This window comes from Citrobacter sp. RHB21-C05 (assembly GCF_013889015.1).
Classification (GTDB): Bacteria; Pseudomonadota; Gammaproteobacteria; order Enterobacterales; family Enterobacteriaceae; genus Citrobacter_A; species Citrobacter_A sedlakii.
In genome coordinates this window covers 1,666,374-1,683,946 of record NZ_CP057611.1, presented here as the reverse complement: position 1 = coordinate 1,683,946, position 17,573 = coordinate 1,666,374, and the positions used below count along the sequence as shown (strand labels likewise).

Genomic DNA, 17,573 nt, shown 5'->3' with positions numbered 1-17,573 from the left:
TTCATCCCCGAATATCTGTAATAAATTGACGTAACACGTTCTCTTTATCGAGCGTGCGTTCGGCATATTCACGTGCCACCGTGTTGTGTTTTGGCATGGCGAGTGCGGTGGTAATCCCCGCGACCAGCGCCGGGACCGATTCCGGCTCAACGCAAACGGCGATACCCGGCGCGTTGCTGCACAGCTGGCCCAGTTCCGTTTCCGGTTCGGCGGTGATGACCGCGTTGCCGCCGACCGCCAGAATGTTGGTTAACTTGGACGGTAAAACCGCATCCGCCGCGCCGCGCTTTTGCACCACCAGATGGCAATCGCCCATTTTCAGCAGCGCAGGCAGCGCTTCGTAAGGCTGCAACGGATAAAACCTGATGTTATCGAGGCCGTGCTCACGGGCCATTTTTTCCAGTCGCGCTTTGCCGCCGCCCTGCCCGACAATGGCGAACACCAGCGGCTTATCGCGCAACTTAGCCGCGGCTTCGATGACGTTTTCCAGCCCCTGCTTTTCGCCGATATTGCCGGAATAAAGCACGATTCTTTTGTCATCCGGCAGACCAAGCTGATTGCGCAGCGCAAGCACATCCGCGTCATTGACGTTCTGAAAGCGCGCCACTTCCGACCAGTTCGGAAAGAAAATCACTTTTTCCGCCGGGACGCCTTTTTCCTGCGCTTTATTCATCATTGAACGCGAAATGGTGGAAACGTTGTCGACGTTATGCAGGCCGCTGCGCTCAAAGGCGGAGGCCAGCTTTGCCACCTTGCCGCCCTTGCCCTTTCCGGCCAGACCGAGTCCAAGCATCGCGTCCACTTCATAATCCTGAATATGCAGTAAGGTGCGCGCGCCAGACAGCTTCGCCAGCAGGCGCATGCCAGGTGTGCAAAACAGCGTCGGCACTACGCCGATAATGCGATCCGGCTTCCAGCGGCGCTGGGCCATCAGCGGGAAAAAGCTGCTCAGCGCGAAACTGCCGAGATGCAATAATCGTTTCAGCGTCGAGGGCTGCTTCGGCACATACAGCGGGCAACGCCAGACGGTGGCATCGCCCTCTTCCCGGCGGTAGCGCCAGGCGGAATAGCGCTCGCCCACCTTCCACTGCGGGTAGTACGGCGGCGCGGTAATGACCCGCACCTCATGCCCCTGGCGCGCCATCCACTCGACCATCTCGCCAGTGTATTTGCCGATGCCGGTCAGCTCCGGCGAGTAATTGATTCCATACACCAAAATTTTCATAAGCCCGGCACTCCGGACTGACGATCGGCCAGGAAATAGGCACGACTGTTGTCGTGCACGTTGTCGCTGGCAAGCAGCGCCTCTGGCGTCAGCCAGCGGTAGGCGTCATGCTGAGAATCAGGCAGAGGCAGGTCTGCCTCTCTCACCTTCAGACGGAACCCCAGCACGATGTAGTGCGTGGTGAAGTCGCTGCCCGAAAAGTTATCGTCATAGAAGTGCTGCCAGACCCCGTAAAACTGGCCCGCTGCCATCGTCAGCCGCAGACCCAGTTCCGCCAGAGTAAGGCGCGCAAAGGCATCGCTGAGCGTCTCATCCTTCTGCACACGCCCGCCGGGCACGAACCAGAAGCCCTGTGCAGGACGATTCGTTCGTTTTCCCAGCAGGAACTCGCCGCGTTCGTTTTCCACAATCAAATCAATGGAGATCAGCGGCGTGGAACGAACGATCGCGGCAAAATCTTCCTGACGTAAAAACATGCTTACCCCCGGAACCGGTGCTGATTCTCAAGGAACCACTGGTAGGTGCTGGCAAGGCCTGCGTCCAGCGCGATCTCGTGATACCAGCCCAGTTGATGCAGGCGGGTGACGTCGAGCAGTTTGCGCGGCGTGCCGTCCGGTTTGGTGGCGTCGAACACCACGCGGCCCTTGTAGCCCACCACCTGCGCGATCGTCTGCGCCAGCTCGCGGATGGTGCAGTCAATGCCGGTACCGACATTAATGTGCGACAGCATCGGCTGGGTGTTTTCCTGCCAGACTTCGCGATCCAGCTCCATCACGTGAATGCTGGCGGCGGCCATGTCGTCAACGTGGAGGAATTCACGCATCGGCGTACCGCTGCCCCACACCACCACATCCGGCGCGTTTTCCACGGTCGCCTCATGAAAACGACGCAGCAGCGCCGGGATCACATGGGAATTGCTCGGGTGGAAGTTGTCGTGCGGCCCGTACAGGTTGGTCGGCATCACCGAGCGATAGTCGCGGTCATACTGACGGTTGTAGGACTCGCACAGCTTGATCCCGGCAATTTTGGCAATGGCGTAAGGCTCATTGGTTGGCTCAAGCGTTCCCTGCAACAGCTCGCTCTCAGCCATCGGCTGTTTCGCCAGCTTCGGGTAGATGCACGATGACCCGAGGAACAACAGCTTATTGACGTTATTCAGGTGCGCGGCATGGATGATGTTGCTTTCCATCATCATGTTCTCAAAGATGAAATCCGCCGGGTAGGTGTTATTCGCGACAATGCCGCCCACTTTCGCCGCCGCCAGATACACCTGATCGATGCGTTCACTGGCGAAGAAGTCATGAACGGCACGACTGTCCAGCAGGTTCAGTTCCTCACGAGTGCGCACGATCAGTTCCACGTCGCCGCGCTGTTCAAGCTGGCGTTTTATCGCGGAACCGACCATCCCGCGATGGCCGGCAATGAAAATTCGTTGTTTGCTCATTCTCAGGACTCCAGCGCGATGGCAACCTCGTAGCCGTGAGACTTCAGCAGGGAGTGTTTCTTCGCCGCTTCCAGATCTTTCGCGACCATTTCGGAAACCATTTCCTGCAGGGTAATTTCCGGTTTCCAGCCCAGCTTCTCGTGCGCTTTGCTCGGATCGCCCAGCAGGGTTTCCACTTCCGCAGGACGGAAATAACGCGGGTCGACGGCAACAATCACATCGCCTGCCTTCACGCCTGGCGCGTCGTGGCCCGTGACGGAGACGACAATGCCTTTCTCATTTACGCCTTCGCCTTCAAAGCGCAGTTTGATGCCCAGCTGTGCCGCGGCCATCTCAACGAACTGACGCACTGAGTACTGCACGCCGGTGGCGATAACGAAGTCTTCCGGCTGTTCCTGCTGCAGCATCATCCACTGCATCTTGACGTAATCTTTCGCATGGCCCCAGTCACGCAGGGAATCCATGTTGCCGAGGTACAGGCATGACTCCAGGCCCTGCGCGATGTTAGCGATCGCGCGGGTAATTTTGCGGGTGACAAAGGTTTCGCCGCGGCGTGGGGATTCGTGGTTGAACAGAATGCCGTTACAGGCGTAAATGCCATAAGACTCGCGGTAGTTAACGGTGATCCAGTAGGCATACAGTTTCGCCACGGCATACGGTGAACGCGGATAGAACGGCGTGGTCTCTTTCTGCGGAATTTCCTGCACCAGACCGTACAGCTCAGAGGTGGACGCCTGATAGAAACGGGTTTTCTTTTCGAGGCCCAGGAAACGAATCGCTTCCAGCAGACGCAGGGTCCCCATGGCGTCAACATCGGCGGTGTATTCCGGCGACTCGAAGGAGACCGCAACGTGACTCATCGCGCCCAGGTTATACACTTCATCCGGCTGCACTTCCTGCAGGATACGGGTCAGGTTGGAAGAGTCCGTCAGGTCACCGTAATGCAGATGGAATTTGGGGTTGCTGGCGTGCGGATCCTGATAAATATGATCAACACGTTCCGTGTTAAAAGAAGAGGCACGACGTTTAATACCGTGCACTTCATACCCTTTTTCCAGTAGCAGCTCTGCCAGGTAAGAACCATCTTGTCCGGTAACGCCGGTGATGAGAGCGACTTTAGACATGTTTATTTTCCTCTGTACTTATCAAAGTTTTCAAACCCTGCTCATAAGGCTATCTGTCTTGCCATTCTGAACCGGGCTCTTCGTTTCAACGCGTTCGCGTATCACCACTGCGGGATTGCCACGGCAAATCGTATTTGCCGGTAGCGATTTAAAAACGCTGCTGCGGGCGCCAACGACCGTGCCATCGCCAATCGTCACACCGGGTGCAACGAAGACATCGGTTGCCAGCCAGCACTTCTCGCCAATCACAATCGGCGTGGCGGTAATATCAAAATGCGCGCTGGCGTGATCGTGACTGCCGGTACATAAATAACTTTTTTGCGAGACCACCGAGTTTGCGCCGATAATAATCTCGCCGAGGGTGTATAAATTGACCTCATCGCCGACCCAGGCGTAATCCCCTAACGTTAATTTCCACGGATAGGTAATTTTTACCGAAGGTCGGATGACTACGTTTTTTCCTATTTTTGCGCCAAATAAACGAAGCAAAAATGCGCGCCAGCGATAAAGGACCTGCGGAGACCAGGCAAATAATGTCGCCTGTACCGCCCACCACAATTGAACTTTTATGCCATTCGCGCCACGAAAACCTTTCGGCACGGAAAAACCGCGTAAATCCTGCATATTATTTCCTTATATTTATGATTTGTTATATAAGGCTTTCGTTTTACCCGTCGTGCGCTGGCGTAAATGCCAGGACAACTCCGCCCAGAAACCAGGGACACGTAATATGTTACGCTGGACCTTTTTCGCATCTTCGCAGAGTTCAAGATTATTCGTTGTCGACACGCCGCCCATAGAAAATTCAGACACCAGGCCATTTAATTTTTTAAAACGATAACCTGCTTTATACATTCTGGCGGCCAGCGCATAGTCGGATGACACTTTATATTGCAAATCGTAATGCCAGATTTTTAACCCTCTGACCGGGAAAAAGATCGCCTGATGGCTGGCTGGCAGACTGTGATAGATATACCAGCTGGGTTTCGCGCTGCGTTTAATTTTATGACCATTGCCAAAATCCAGCAGCGCATCACCGGTCATCATGGCGTCATCTTTTTGTGTCTTCAGCTGACGCACGAATCGGGCAGCATCCGGATGAAAAATATCACCGGAGTTGAGGAACAGCGCAAACGTTCCCTGCGCCATCTCTATGCCTTTATTCATCGCATCATAGATGCCATTATCCGGTTCGCTCACAAAGCGTAAGTCGTACTCGCCATTGAGGTTTTCGAGAAACTCGCGGGTTCCGTCGTTCGAGCCGCCATCCACCACAATCCACTCGAAGCTGATATCATTTGCCAGGGCCAGGTGCGCAAGTGACGCATGGGTTTTGACAATGCCGTCCAGATTGCGAAACGCGACGGTGATAATGCTGAGCAGCATAGGAATAACCTCATCATACTTTTGTAATATTGAGCGCTTTGCGCAAAATAAACGGACAGACAATTAGAAACGCATATTCCGGGCTAAATATTGAACCGGTAAAAAACAGTGACACCGGGGTAAAAAGATAAAGCTGCACCCGAAAATTCTGATTATCACCAAACGCATTAAGCGTCATTTTTACCACTTTCCCCATGTACCACAGAGTCATGAGTACCGCGAACCAGGAGAAATAAATAATCAGCAGATACAAACCATTGTCTATTGTTTTTCCGACATCCGCACCGTTAAAGATTCCGAATGATGCGACATATTCGTAAAGTGAGCCAAATCTGACAACGCCGTCAATATGGGTCAAAGAATAGCCGACCATAACCAGCGGGCCGACGATACGATAATAAGACGATGACCCTTCTTTGCCTAAATCACCGAGGCGCGTGGAGATATAAGGAAATGCGAACATCACCCCCACCAGAAATACGGTTAATGAAATTATCGCCAGCGGCAGTTTTTTCTTAATCGCATCCTTATTCAGATACTGAAATGCCCATTCCAGCAGGTAAAACAAGATAAATGTCATTACCCCTGAAAACGATCCTGATAATACTATCCCTGCCAGAATCATAGCATCGGTTTTAGGTGTTTTGATACCAAACTGTTTGATGCTGAGCCAAATTGAGATTAACGCCAGAGCAAAAAAGGCCGGTTCGAAATAGAGTGCGGTGGTTCGCTTGCCACCAAATTTAATAAAGTTCAGTACATAACTGTTACTGTAAATAAGATATTTCGAAATCGCTTCCATTAAGCTGCTGCCGCCGGTGAGGATAATTTGCGCCATCTCGGCAGCGGCGAGCAGTACCACCAGCCCTACCACCAGATAAAAAAAGCGCAGGATCTTGCGGTGGTTGTGCGGCGAAATGGTTTTAAAGCGAATACTCCAGACCATGCCGATAATGATCACAATGTAAACAAACAGCATGGTGGAAGTGACGTACTTGCTGGCGTCCAGCGACTGGCCGAAAAGGTAGTTAAACGCCGTCAGCCCGGCGCCGATCCCCAATGCAATCATCAGTTTTTTCAGGTTGATGCGCTCCACATAAAGCAGCAGCAAAACCGGCAAAAAGGTGACGATGGTGATGGGAAAACTTTCGCCCAACTGGGCAATTTTGACGTTGACCAGCAGGTAGATCAGCGGCAGCAGCAGATAGCTACAGATTCTGATAGAACGAGACATATTCCTCCAGCATCTGTTGTCCACTGTAAGCCGCCCGGCTGCGCTCGCGAAAGGCGTCGAGCGAAGTGCCAAAGACGGCCTGCGCGATATCGGCTTTGCTTAACTGCACCAGGCGAAGTACGTCGCTGTCGTCGAAGGTTTTACCGCCGGATTTTTGCAGGACCTCCTGCGCCGCCTCGCTATGGGTGGCGATAACCGGCACGCCAATCGACAATGCTTCGCAGAGAATCAACGGATAGTTATCCACCCGTGAACTGAACACCAGCGCGTCCATCTGGTTCAGTGCGCTCATCAGCTTACGCTTGTCGGTTTCAAATCCGTGATTGACCACGTTCGTTCCGTCAAACGGCGAAAACTTACCGAAGGTATGTAATTCGATCGCCTCGCCCAGCGCCATCATTTCGCGCACCAGCCGCTGGTTGGTTTTACCGTCATAGCGCAGATCGTGGGCCACCACCGCGATTTTCGGTTTTCCTTCCGTCGCGCTGACCGGGGTCAGCTCCGCGAGAATCGCTTCGGTCGCCACGTCGATACCGTTATTGATGATGCGGCAACGCCCTGCCCCGTACAGGCTGTTAAAGGCTTCGGCGACGTGCTGGCTTGGTGAGATAAACTGACAGCCGAGCGCCAGCATGTCACGGAAAAGCTGGCGCTTACCGTGCACCAGCGCATGGGCGCGGTCGACCTTCACCGGTGGGTAATTGTTCAGCGTCGGGCATTTCCGGCAGTCCGACTTCCAGCCTTCGCAACCGTCGGTAAAGGCGCAGCGGCCAGTTACGCTCCAGTGGTCGTGCAGCGTCCAGACCAGCGTGACGTCCGGCTTGTGGTTTTTCACCTTTTCGCAAAACGCCACCACCTCGGCCAGATTCAGCCAGTAGCTGTGCAGGACGTGAAAATGCAGCACCAGCGGCCCCGGCGTGCGGGTGACGCTGCGGTATACATTATTGAGATTGCCAAACAGGTCGCGGTTAAACAGACGAAACAGGGCGATATTCGCCACCGACGTCAACCGTGGCGTCTGCTTACTCACATGCGGATAATGATTGTGGCTGACGCTTTTCTTTCCGCCTTTGCCGTAGCCGTACACGAAACGTGAAGCCAGTCCTTTTTGCAGCGCGCGCTGATGCAGATCTAATGCCACTCCAGCCGCACCGCCTTCCGCCAGCCGCACATTAAATTGCAGAATGTTCATTTTATTCCCTTCACTCGTGCCTTCTCGCCTACCACCAGCGCATTGTCCGGCACGGCGTCAAGCACCACGCTCCCGGCGCCAATGGTCACGTTATTACCAATAGCGATATCACCCAGCACAATGACGTTCGCGCCCAGCTCCACACCGTTGCCAATCACCGGGCAGGCGAGGCTGTCGGCGCCGCGGTTGCCAATAGTGACACCATGACGAATCGTAAAATCGTCCCCGGCGACCACGTTCTTATTTATCACCACGGCATAACCGTGATGAATAGTGAAACGTCGGCCAATGGTCGCTGCCGCCTGTATCTCGTAGCCAAACAGGCATTCGGTGATCAGGCGATACAGCACCAGCACCGGCGCGGCCCACAGGTTGTTAAGGACATTTTTTTTGCGCCAGACGGAACAAAAGTGGGCGACGCGATAAGCCAGCACCATGCAGCACGGGCGCAGACTCCAGCTGTTGGCGCGAATATCTTCCAGCATGCTTAACGCCCTCGCAGTCCGTCAGCCAGCCGTTTGCCGTTACGAACGGACAGCAGCGTGAGCAACGTGCGCCAGGTCATCCGTTTATTGCGGATCTGGTAAAGGGTGAACAGCTGATATTTCTTGCTCGCGCGGTCGAATTTATCTTTGTGCTTGCGATAAAAATGGAAATAGCCGGAGAATTTTTTCGGCGACGAGGTGATCTGCATTTCGCCGTGGTTGATATGCAGGATCTGCGTCGCGTCTTCCACCTTCCACGGTTCGCCGTACTCCACCACCATGCGCAGGAAAATATCGTAATCCTGCGCCGCCTTCAGTTCAGTGTCGAACAGGCACTCTTTAAAACGCCACGCCCAGGTAAACACCTGGTTGCCGATGATGTTGCGCTTGTAGAACAGGCGGCGAGAGTACGGGGACTTCGGGTACAGCGGCAGACTGGCCGGTTGCGAATAGACTTCGCCTTCACAGACATAATCGTTCGCGTAAAGGAACGCATGAGTGACCAACTGATGCTTATGGGCGAGAAACACGCTCAGGCGATTTGGCGTCCATTCATCGTCATCGTCAATACCGGTGATGTACTGCCCGTTCGCCTGTCGGATCGCCTGGTTACGCACCGCGCAGGCGCCGGAATTGACGTCGTTATGGGTATAACGCACCCGTGGATCGTTTAACCCTTCGACGAACTGTTGCAGCTGTTCATAGGCGCTGGAGCAATCATCGACAATGATCATTTCCCAGTGGGTATAGTCCTGGCGCAGTACCGATTTGATGGCCCGAATCGCCAGCTGTTGCCTGTTCCAGGTGGGCATATAGATTGAAATCAGCGGGTTGTCTTTATTCATGCTCGTTCCCCAAAGCGTTTTCGCAGGATGGCGTTTCGCTGCCATCCGGCATTCTCGTTTTTTATTTGGAATCTGACTTATATTCGTACTCGTAATACCCGTAATCCTGGTATCCGGTGGCGCGACGGAAGATAGAGTTGAGGATCACCCCTTTCACCTGAATGCCGTTTTGCCCGAAGCGGCTGAGGCTGGTCTCCACCTCTTTCAGAGTATTCACGGCGTAACGCGCCACCATCAGGGTGGTTCCCGCGTGGCGACCGACAATCGCCGCGTCAGTCACGGCCAGAATCGGCGGCGTATCGATCAGCACCAGGTCATAGTGACTGCTGGCCCACTTGATTAACTCGCCAAAACGTTCACTCATCAGCAGTTCCGACGGATTTGGCGGCACCTGGCCGCGGGGAACGAGATCGAAGTTTGGGATAGAGGTTGGTCTGGCGCAGGCGGAAATATCTCCCTTGCCGACCAGAATATCGGACAGGCCGTTCACGTTGTTGGTGCCGAGCAACTCGTGGGTGTACCCCTTGCGCATGTCGCAGTCGATCAACAACACGCGCTTGTTGGTCTGGCTGATGACCGCCGCCAGGTTGGCGCAGACAAAAGTTTTACCGATTGAAGGGCTGACCCCGGTCAGCATCAGCACGTTGTTCTGCGCCTGCATCATGGCGAAGTGCAGGCTGGTACGCAGACTACGCACCGCTTCAATCGCCAGATCGGTCGGGTTCCCTACCGCCAGCAACTGGCTCTGCTTGTAACGCTTCACGCCTTTGATGCTTTTCACGTTATCGCGCGCTTTCTGCCATTCCGACAGCGGAATGCTGGCGTAAACGCTGATCCCGTTCTCTTCAAGCACCTGCGGGCTTTCGATACCGCGATTGAACAACGAACGCAGCAGGACGCCGACGATTGACAACATCAGGCCAAGAATAATGCTGCCCAGTATGATCAGCCCCTTCTTCGGCTTCAGTACACCCGGTTGGGCAATCGCCGGGTCAACAATCCGCACGTCGCCGACGGTGCTGGCCTCGTTGATCTGCAGTTCCTGTTGCTTATTCAGCAGTTGCATGTAGACCTGCTGACCGGACTCCACGTCACGGGTCAGGCGCACGATCTCCTGCTGCGTTTTCGGCATTGCCGTCACGCGCCCGTTGAGTTTCGCTTTTTCATCCTCCAGCGCCTGGCGTTTTTCCAGCAGCGTGCGGTAAGCCGGGTGCGCTTTGGTGTACAGCTTGGAGATTTCCGCTTCTTTAAAGGTCAGCTCATTCAACTGGGCGTCGATATTGACCATTGAGTCCAGCACCGCTTTTGCTTCCAGCGGCAGGTCAACGGAGTCTTTATCCTGGCGGAAGGCGTTGAGTTTGTTCTCCGCGACGTCCAGACGGCTGCGCACTTCCGGCAGTTGTTTTGCCAGGAATGCCAGGCTTTTCGCTGCCTCTTCCGATTTACGCGCCACGTTCTGTTCAAGGTAGTTGCGGGTAATGCTGTCGAGAATTTCGCGGATTTGTTCGCGATCCTCACCGGTAAACGTCAGGCTTAACACGCCGGTGTCTTTGCCGGTTTCGGTTACCGTCAGGTTGTTTTGCAGGGTGTTGATCATCCCGAGCGTGGAGAATTTATTGACGGTAAATTCGGTGTCCGGGCGGGCATGGATCTCGCTCACCACCATCGTCACGCCGTCTTTGTTCAGGGTTTGACCGATCTGCCCACGGGCGCTAAACCCGCCGTCGCTGGTCAGCGCGTAGGACTTATCGTCCAACACGTTCAGCGTGAAAACCTGGTCGTTCATTCCCTTCGGCAAGGTAAAGGTGGTGACTTTCACCGTCTCATTCTGGCGTCCCATCAGCCGTTCCCAGCCTGCGCCAAACAGCGGGAAGGTGTTTTTGCTGACGGAGATATCCAGGTCCAGGTCATCCACCGTTTTGCCTAACACCAGACGCGAGCGAATCAGCTGAATTTCGGCCTCAGAGGCGGGGGGTTTATCGGACAACGCCGAGTTAATATCCTGCACCAGCGAGCTGCCAGCGTTCTGTTCAATCTGCACCAGCGCATCCGCACTGTAGATTGGCGTGGCGAAGAGCGTGTAAATCACTGCGCAAAGTGCGAATAATGCCGTAATCCCCAGCACCCACCAGCGTGCTTCAATGACGGTGCCCACCAGGCGGCCGATATCGATTTCATCATTGCCCGTTACCGGAGCGGCAGACTGTCTTACTTTTTCTGTCATTATTTTACCTGCTCTGCGTTCAATGCCTGCGCCCACTGGCGGGCAGACCGTTCAAGTAATGCGTACACCGCTTCAAACGCCTCGCGGCTTTTACGATACGGGTCGGGAATGTCGCGCTCATCGTCCCAGTGACCAAACAACATGACTTTGCCGCGCATTTCCGGCGCCAGCTCATGCAGAGACGCAATGTGTCTTTTCTCCATTGCCAGGATCAGGTCATAGTCCCGGCACAGCCGTCCGGTGATCTGCCGCGCGCAGTGTCCTTCCAGCGACAGGCCGTGATCGGCCGCCACGCTAAGGGCAGACGCGTCTGCGCCCTTTCCCACCAGCGCGCCAAGCCCCGCCGACTCGACGGTCAGCGCCGGGTGGTAGCGCTTCAATAAGCGTTCTGCCGTTGGGGAACGGCAAATGTTCCCCACGCAAACAACTAATATTTTGTTAAACATGACGATTACCAGGCGTGAATGTCGCTGGCCGTATCCGTCATATAACGGACACCGCTGATGGTCGGCAGCAACTGATTGATCAGACGGTTCCAGCGCGCAACCGGTGCGGTGGTGACATACACCACGTCATAAGGCTGCAGACGGAATTCCGTCGCCATGACCAGAGAGGTCGCATCAGACATATCGAGCTGATAAATATTGGCAATCTTGCCGCCCGGACCTTTGCCTTTCAGCGGACGGATCACGAAGATGCCGCTGGCGTTGGAGGTGGTCAGATCAATACCTTCGGCGTTGCCCAGCGCTTCGGTCAGCGTCATGCCGCTGAAGTCCATTTTGAGCGTGCTCTGTTTCTTCACTTCACCCATCACAAACACTTTCAGATCGTCATTGCGCGGAACATAAAGAATGTCGCCCGGATACAGCAGGCGGTTCTGGCTGAGATCGCCGTTTTGCATCAGCGCCTGCAGGGAAATCCGTTGTTCTTTGCCGTTATGGGTCAGCACCACGTTGCGCCAGTCGGCGTCTTCGGTCAGGCCGCCTGCGGCGTTGATCGCATCCAGTACGGTGAGCGGCACGTTGGTGATCGCCTGCTGGCCGGATTTGTTCACCTGGCCGGAGATATAGGCTTTTTGCGAACGGAACGCGGCGATATTAACGTCCACCTGCGGGTCAGCGATGTACTTCGCTAAGCGCCCGGTAATATCACTGCGGATCTCTGCGAGTGTTTTCCCCACCACGCTAACCTTGCCGATATAGGGATAAAACATCGTGCCGTCAGGCTGCACCCAGTTGCCGGTGTCGCTGGAGCTGCGGTACTGCCCCGCTGGCGTTGTCAGCTCAGGGTGGTCCCATACCGTCACGTTCAGAACATCCCCTGCCCCGACGCGGTACTGATAGCTGGCAAGCTCCTGGTCCAGCGACATATTCGGCTGCGCCACGTTTGGCCGCGGACGCAATTGCTCAACCAGTCGCGGGGTGAGTGGATACACATTCACCATCCGGTCGAGATCAAAATCAGCGTCCTGCTGTTTAATCACGTCTTTACCCATCGTAGACATATTGCTGCCCGGAAGTACTGTGCAACCGCTTATCAAGGTTACCGACACCAATAATGGCATCAATTTCATTTTGGATTTCATCATTGATTATTTATCACTTTGGCAGAGTAATTATCCTGTGCAATTTAAATAGCGACTTCGCCGTACACATTTACATTGCAGTTAATTGAAAAGAAATTTAACTGGCATCAGTCCTAAAAAATTTGAATTCATCCGTAAGCTATTGACAGAATAATGCAGACTCGTCATCAGGCGTTCAGGCACGCTACCGCCCTTGGCTTTTTAGCTACCAATACACTGATTAAGTTAGATTTTTGCAAACCTCGTGATTTTTCTCCCGCCACAACAGAGAAATACGTAAGGTAATAAGAATGTCGGCGGTTAATGATTAACGATGCCGGTCAATATATTTCTTCACACCTCATTAACGCTGGAAGAATTGTTACAGCTAACGTATTAGCAGGCAAGGCAACAAGCCTGCTATTTTGTCTTTTTAAGATTAATATTAAGTCATATAAAGCAGCATTTTTAGGAATTACTTGATGTTGACAAAATGCATATATTCCACCGAACCTGCGATATATCCGAAATTGTTTTTAATCCAGAATTTATTCCCGACAGAAACATTAAGGTTATTATTACGGGTGGGACGAAATACAAAAGCAGGATAAATCCCGCTCTGGCATTGCATTTTCCGCCAGCTTTATCCATGATCGAATTGTGACAATTGTCATATAACGAAGGGTTTTACGCTTACTATGGAATGGATTGCCGATCCGTCAATCTGGGCCGGTCTCGTCACGCTGGTGGTGATCGAGCTGGTCCTCGGCATTGATAATTTAGTCTTTATTGCCATCCTCGCCGAAAAACTGCCACCCGCGCAACGAGACCGCGCGCGCATCACCGGCCTGATTCTGGCGATGCTGATGCGCCTGCTCTTGCTGGCGTCAATCTCCTGGCTGGTCACCCTGACGAAGCCGCTCTTTAGCGTTCAGAGCTTAAGCTTTAGCGCGCGCGACCTGATCATGCTGTTCGGCGGGTTCTTCCTGCTGTTTAAAGCCACGATGGAGCTTAACGAGCGGCTGGAAGGGAAAGACAGCGACAACCCCACCCAGCGCAAAGGGGCTAAATTCTGGGGCGTGGTGGCGCAAATCGTGGTGCTGGACGCCATCTTCTCGCTTGATTCGGTCATTACCGCCGTCGGTATGGTGGATCACCTGGCGGTGATGATGGCGGCGGTGATTATCGCGATTACGCTGATGCTGCTCGCCAGCAAATCACTGACCCGTTTTGTCAACAGCCACCCGACCATCGTCATTCTCTGTCTGAGTTTCCTGTTAATGATCGGCTTTAGCCTGGTGGCGGAAGGTTTTGGTTTCCACATTCCGAAGGGCTACCTGTACGCCGCCATCGGCTTCTCGGTGATGATTGAAGCCCTGAACCAGTTGGCTATCTTTAACCGCCGCCGCTTTCTTTCCGCAAACCATACGCTGCGCCAGCGAACGACCGAAGCAGTGATGCGCCTGTTAAGTGGGAAGAAAGAGGACGCCGAACTGGATGCGGAAACAGCCTCGATGCTGGTGGATCATGACGACACGCAAATTTTCAACCCGCAGGAGCGGCGGATGATTGAGCGCGTACTCAACCTGAACCAGCGCACCGTCAGCAGCATTATGACCTCGCGCCATGATATCGAGCATATCGATCTCTGCGCACCCGAGGCGGATATCCGCGCCCTGCTCGAAAAAAACCAGCATACGCGACTGGTGGTCACCGGCGAAGATGACCAGGAGGATCTGCTTGGCGTGGTGCACGTTATCGATCTGCTCCAGCAGTCGCTGCGCGGAGAGCCGCTCAACCTGCGGGTACTGGTGCGCCAGCCGCTGGTGTTCCCGGAAACGCTCCCGCTGCTGCCGGCGCTGGAGCAGTTCCGCAACGCCCGCACGCATTTTGCCTTTGTGGTTGACGAGTTTGGGTCTGTCGAAGGGATTGTGACGCTGAGCGACGTGATGGAAACCATTGCCGGTAATTTGCCGAACGAAGTGGAAGAGATCGACGCCCGCCATGATATTCAGAAAAATCAGGACGGTTCGTGGACGGCAAACGGTCATATGCCGCTGGACGATCTGGTGCAGTATGTTCCCCTGCCGCTCGATGAGAAACGCGAGTATCACACCATCGCCGGCCTGTTGATGGAATATCTGCAGCGTATACCGAAAGAGGGTGAGGAGGTTCAGGTGGGCGACTACTTGCTGAAAACGCTACAGGTAGAAAGTCATCGCGTACAGAAGGTGCAACTGATTCCGTTACGCGCGGACGAAGACGGGGAATACGACGCGTAGTGGCAATCGCCGGACAGCGGCGCTTCGCGCCCTGTCCGGCCTTACAAAAAGGGACTCGCCACAGGCGGTTTACAGCTTATCCAGCAGCTTCCTGACGTCTTTGCCGTCGCGGGTATCTTTGTTCCGCTCCGCCCAGTCGTTGAGACGACGTTTCGCTTCATCCTGGACATGCTTACGCAGCACCTGGTCAACCTGCAGGTTATAATTCAGCGCCTGCCACTTGCCGTAAACCCGCAGCGGCACCGGCGTGTTTTTCAGGAAATCGATCAACTTACTTTCCCCTTTCCAGCCGCCGAGCACCCGCACGTTAAACTGCGTGTCGCACGACTCTCCGACCAGATCGAGCGTACCGTTACCGGTCAGGGCCAGCACAGAGGATTCGCCTTCCATGCTGTTCAGCCCCAGCTTACCGTGGTCGAGCGTCAGGTCGGTGACGAAACGATCGAGACGTGTGGCGTTATCGTAATTACGCATCGCCTCAACGTCGCCGCCGCTGCGCTCCACCGCCTGCTGAACCAACTGCTGAAAGTTCATGCCATCCATCCGCGTATCGCGCATCTCGACGCGCGCCTGGCCTTGCCAGTTATGGCGAAACGCCTGGGCATCAATGTCCGCGCCGGAGAAATCGCCCGTCAGCGACATTTTACCGGTCAGGGCAATGGGATAATGGAACGCTTTCAGAATCGTGCCTATCTCCACATCATTAAGACGCGGCTGGAACACCACGCGCGGAGTGTCAGCGCTGGCATCCAGCGTGCCGGGCAGTGAAATCGTGCCGCCATCAAGCTTGCCCTCGAGCTGCGCGATTTTCAGCACGCCGGCCTGATTCGTCATTCGCGTCGAAACGGCCGAGAAATTCATCCCGCGCCATAATACGCTCTCCGCATTCAGCGCGATCTCCGCGGAAAACCCCTTCAGCCCCTGGTAGGCCGGTTCATCGACCCGGCTGGCGATGACCGGTCGGGCCAGAGACGATGACGTCACGCCCTGCTCGCCACCGCCGTTAGCGCCGCTGCTGTTTTCCGACAGCGGAATAATGGAATCCAGATTCAGCTTGCCGAAATTCAGGTTAATGCGCCAGGCCGGTTGCTCCGTCAACGTCACCTGGGCGCTTCCGGTCAGCGTACTGTCGTTCGCGGTCAGATCAAGCTGGCTGAACGAGAGTAATTTCGCGTCTTCCTGCCACTGCGCCTGAAGCTGTCCTTGTCCCTGAATCCCCTGTTTCGGCAGATCGGCGCCCTGGAGCTGCCAGCTAAGCTGCTGGATCCCGGCAGAGAGGTTATGCGGATAGTCGGACGCATCCACCGTACCATTTAAGGCCAGATTCAAATCACGCTGATCGCGGTTAATCCGCCCGGAAAACTCAAAAGCGCCGCGATGCTGCGCATCCTGCTCCATTTGCAGGCGGATATCGCGAACGGTGACCTGCTCATCATTTTCATGCTGGAACACCAGCACGCTGTCGGCCACCCGCAGGCTGGCGATATCAAACGACCAGCCGCGATCTTCCGCGACGTCCGGTAAGTTATTGTCTTTAGGAGGCACCGGCGCGTTTTCGTTGCGCGCCGCTTCCGTTTGCGGGGTGAGCTGAATCACCGCGCCTTTGAGCATCACCTGCTTGACGCTCAACTGATGGCTAAGCAGCGGCCACAGCGCAACGTCAAGCCGCATGTTATCGGCGCGCACCAGCGGTTCACTGGCGCCTTTCGCCGTCAACGCCATGCGTCCGGAGAGGATACTGAGCTGAGGCCAGACGTGCCAGCGCAGTGGGCCATCCAGCTGTAGCTGATAGCCGCTACGCGCCGCGACCTGTTGCACCATATAGGTACGGAAGTCGTTCGGGTTGACCAGCATTACTAACGCAGAAAAGCCGGCCACCAGAACGACCAGCAAAATCATCAGCGTCGTCAGAAATCGTCTCATGCTATCCTCAGTGGATCAGACTCAGTCTTTATCAATCCGGCTGGCGACCGCGCCCTGCTGATCGCGATATTTGGCATCTTCGCGACGGTTATAGGGGCGAAGCGCCGGACCGGAAAGCGGTTCAAAGCTCAGCGCGCCGATCAACATGCCGGGGCGCAGCGCCAGCGGCAGTTTACCGGAGTTATAAAATTCCAGCACGATACAGCCGGACCAGCCGGGATCGATACGGTGGGCGGTCACGTGCACCATCAAGCCAAGACGCGCCAGGGAGGAGCGGCCATCCAGCCAACCGACTAAATCCGCGGGTAAAGTCACCGACTCATAGGTCACCGCCAGCGCCAGTTCGCCCGGATGGAGATAAAACGCTTCGCCGTCGGCCAGCGCAATCTCGTCGCTCATTACGCGGTCGAGCGCGGCGCTGACTTCATCTTTTGGCCCACTTAAATCGATAAATGCTGCGGTGTGGCCGCTGAAGGTACGGAATTTATTGCCAAGGCGCACATCCACCGTCGCGCCATTAATACGCTCCACAGGCGGACGCGGGTTGATCGACAAACGGCCTTCATCAAGCCAGGCTTCAATATCTCGGTCACACAGACGCATGGCACTTTCTCCTTTCGTGCAGCAGGCCCTTAACGCATTGTG

16 protein-coding genes are annotated in these 17,573 nt (G+C 54.9%); 1 reads left to right on the top strand and 15 read right to left on the bottom strand.

Annotated elements, in window-relative coordinates; translation table 11 throughout:
* Position 1: 1 nt before the first annotated feature.
* The 13 genes from wcaI to HVX72_RS07915 all read right to left on the bottom strand — a co-directional run bounded on the left by wcaI (position 2) and on the right by HVX72_RS07915 (position 12,747).
* Entirely contained in the window at positions 2–1,225 is a 1,224-nt protein-coding gene (wcaI, locus tag HVX72_RS07975; protein ID WP_181822940.1) for a colanic acid biosynthesis fucosyltransferase WcaI, read from the bottom strand.
* The gene (locus HVX72_RS07970; RefSeq protein WP_181822939.1) at positions 1,222–1,701 is read right to left on the bottom strand and encodes a GDP-mannose mannosyl hydrolase; all 480 of its coding nucleotides are present in this window, start codon (positions 1,699–1,701) and stop codon (positions 1,222–1,224) included. Before HVX72_RS07970 ends, wcaI begins: the two co-directional genes overlap by 4 nt.
* 2 nt (positions 1,702–1,703) lie before the next feature.
* Positions 1,704–2,669, bottom strand: a complete 966-nt coding sequence (locus HVX72_RS07965; RefSeq protein WP_181822938.1) for a GDP-L-fucose synthase — start codon at positions 2,667–2,669, stop codon at positions 1,704–1,706.
* Positions 2,670–2,671: 2 nt separating this feature from the next.
* Positions 2,672–3,793 (bottom strand): GDP-mannose 4,6-dehydratase, encoded by a 1,122-nt coding sequence (gene gmd, locus HVX72_RS07960; protein ID WP_042284320.1) that lies wholly within the window; start codon positions 3,791–3,793, stop codon positions 2,672–2,674.
* 30 nt (positions 3,794–3,823) lie between these two features.
* Positions 3,824–4,417 carry a colanic acid biosynthesis acetyltransferase WcaF gene (wcaF, locus tag HVX72_RS07955; protein WP_060569275.1) on the bottom strand — a complete coding sequence of 198 codons (594 nt, stop codon included), beginning with the start codon at positions 4,415–4,417 and terminating at the stop codon, positions 3,824–3,826.
* A 15-nt stretch (positions 4,418–4,432) separates the two neighbouring features.
* Positions 4,433–5,179: a colanic acid biosynthesis glycosyltransferase WcaE gene (gene wcaE / locus HVX72_RS07950; protein WP_181822937.1), complete on the bottom strand. Its 747-nt coding sequence runs from the start codon at positions 5,177–5,179 to the stop codon at positions 4,433–4,435.
* 13 nt (positions 5,180–5,192) lie between these two features.
* Positions 5,193–6,413, bottom strand: a complete 1,221-nt coding sequence (gene wcaD, locus HVX72_RS07945) for a colanic acid polymerase WcaD (RefSeq protein WP_181822936.1) — start codon at positions 6,411–6,413, stop codon at positions 5,193–5,195.
* Complete coding sequence (gene wcaC / locus HVX72_RS07940; protein ID WP_181822935.1) at positions 6,388–7,605, bottom strand: colanic acid biosynthesis glycosyltransferase WcaC; 1,218 nt, start codon at positions 7,603–7,605, stop codon at positions 6,388–6,390. Before wcaC ends, wcaD begins: the two co-directional genes overlap by 26 nt.
* Positions 7,602–8,090, bottom strand: a complete 489-nt coding sequence (wcaB, locus tag HVX72_RS07935; RefSeq protein ID WP_181822934.1) for a colanic acid biosynthesis acetyltransferase WcaB — start codon at positions 8,088–8,090, stop codon at positions 7,602–7,604. The genes wcaC and wcaB overlap by 4 nt, the downstream gene beginning before the upstream one ends.
* Positions 8,091–8,092: 2 nt before the next feature.
* Positions 8,093–8,935, bottom strand: a complete 843-nt coding sequence (gene wcaA / locus HVX72_RS07930; protein WP_042284758.1) for a colanic acid biosynthesis glycosyltransferase WcaA — start codon at positions 8,933–8,935, stop codon at positions 8,093–8,095.
* Positions 8,936–8,996: 61 nt separating this feature from the next.
* Positions 8,997–11,159, bottom strand: coding sequence for a tyrosine-protein kinase Wzc (wzc, locus tag HVX72_RS07925; protein ID WP_181822933.1), 2,163 nt, complete (start codon positions 11,157–11,159; stop codon positions 8,997–8,999).
* Positions 11,159–11,605, bottom strand: coding sequence for a low molecular weight protein-tyrosine-phosphatase Wzb (gene wzb / locus HVX72_RS07920; RefSeq protein ID WP_042284338.1), 447 nt, complete (start codon positions 11,603–11,605; stop codon positions 11,159–11,161). The genes wzc and wzb overlap by 1 nt, the downstream gene beginning before the upstream one ends.
* Positions 11,606–11,610: 5 nt before the next feature.
* Positions 11,611–12,747: a polysaccharide export protein gene (locus HVX72_RS07915; RefSeq protein WP_042284340.1), complete on the bottom strand. Its 1,137-nt coding sequence runs from the start codon at positions 12,745–12,747 to the stop codon at positions 11,611–11,613.
* Positions 12,748–13,421: 674 nt separating this feature from the next.
* Here HVX72_RS07915 and HVX72_RS07910 point away from each other — a divergent pair.
* Positions 13,422–15,005, top strand: coding sequence for a TerC family protein (locus tag HVX72_RS07910; protein ID WP_060569279.1), 1,584 nt, complete (start codon positions 13,422–13,424; stop codon positions 15,003–15,005).
* Between the two features lie 69 nt (positions 15,006–15,074).
* Here HVX72_RS07910 and asmA read toward each other — a convergent pair whose 3' ends face one another.
* Together asmA and dcd are read right to left on the bottom strand one after the other, a co-directional pair.
* Positions 15,075–16,928 carry an outer membrane assembly protein AsmA gene (asmA, locus tag HVX72_RS07905; RefSeq protein ID WP_181822932.1) on the bottom strand — a complete coding sequence of 618 codons (1,854 nt, stop codon included), beginning with the start codon at positions 16,926–16,928 and terminating at the stop codon, positions 15,075–15,077.
* Between the two features lie 21 nt (positions 16,929–16,949).
* Entirely contained in the window at positions 16,950–17,531 is a 582-nt protein-coding gene (dcd, locus tag HVX72_RS07900) for a dCTP deaminase (RefSeq protein ID WP_042284348.1), read from the bottom strand.
* Between the last annotated feature and the right edge of the window lie 42 nt (positions 17,532–17,573).

Bases quoted from the DNA above. Each gene is read 5' to 3' on its own strand.
- HVX72_RS07965 (WP_181822938.1), bottom strand. From the start codon at position 2,669: ATGAGCAAACAACGAATTTTCATTGCCGGCCATCGCGGGATGGTCGGT.
- asmA (WP_181822932.1), bottom strand. From the start codon at position 16,928: ATGAGACGATTTCTGACGACGCTGATGATTTTGCTGGTCGTTCTGGTG.
- wcaB (WP_181822934.1), bottom strand. From the start codon at position 8,090: ATGCTGGAAGATATTCGCGCCAACAGCTGGAGTCTGCGCCCGTGCTGC.
- wzb (WP_042284338.1), bottom strand. From the start codon at position 11,605: ATGTTTAACAAAATATTAGTTGTTTGCGTGGGGAACATTTGCCGTTCC.
- wcaE (WP_181822937.1), bottom strand. From the start codon at position 5,179: ATGCTGCTCAGCATTATCACCGTCGCGTTTCGCAATCTGGACGGCATT.
- dcd (WP_042284348.1), bottom strand. From the start codon at position 17,531: ATGCGTCTGTGTGACCGAGATATTGAAGCCTGGCTTGATGAAGGCCGT.
- wzc (WP_181822933.1), bottom strand. From the start codon at position 11,159: ATGACAGAAAAAGTAAGACAGTCTGCCGCTCCGGTAACGGGCAATGAT.
- HVX72_RS07970 (WP_181822939.1), bottom strand. From the start codon at position 1,701: ATGTTTTTACGTCAGGAAGATTTTGCCGCGATCGTTCGTTCCACGCCG.
- wcaD (WP_181822936.1), bottom strand. From the start codon at position 6,413: ATGTCTCGTTCTATCAGAATCTGTAGCTATCTGCTGCTGCCGCTGATC.
- wcaA (WP_042284758.1), bottom strand. From the start codon at position 8,935: ATGAATAAAGACAACCCGCTGATTTCAATCTATATGCCCACCTGGAAC.
- HVX72_RS07910 (WP_060569279.1), top strand. From the start codon at position 13,422: ATGGAATGGATTGCCGATCCGTCAATCTGGGCCGGTCTCGTCACGCTG.
- HVX72_RS07915 (WP_042284340.1), bottom strand. From the start codon at position 12,747: ATGATGAAATCCAAAATGAAATTGATGCCATTATTGGTGTCGGTAACC.
- wcaI (WP_181822940.1), bottom strand. From the start codon at position 1,225: ATGAAAATTTTGGTGTATGGAATCAATTACTCGCCGGAGCTGACCGGC.
- wcaC (WP_181822935.1), bottom strand. From the start codon at position 7,605: ATGAACATTCTGCAATTTAATGTGCGGCTGGCGGAAGGCGGTGCGGCT.
- wcaF (WP_060569275.1), bottom strand. From the start codon at position 4,417: ATGCAGGATTTACGCGGTTTTTCCGTGCCGAAAGGTTTTCGTGGCGCG.
- gmd (WP_042284320.1), bottom strand. From the start codon at position 3,793: ATGTCTAAAGTCGCTCTCATCACCGGCGTTACCGGACAAGATGGTTCT.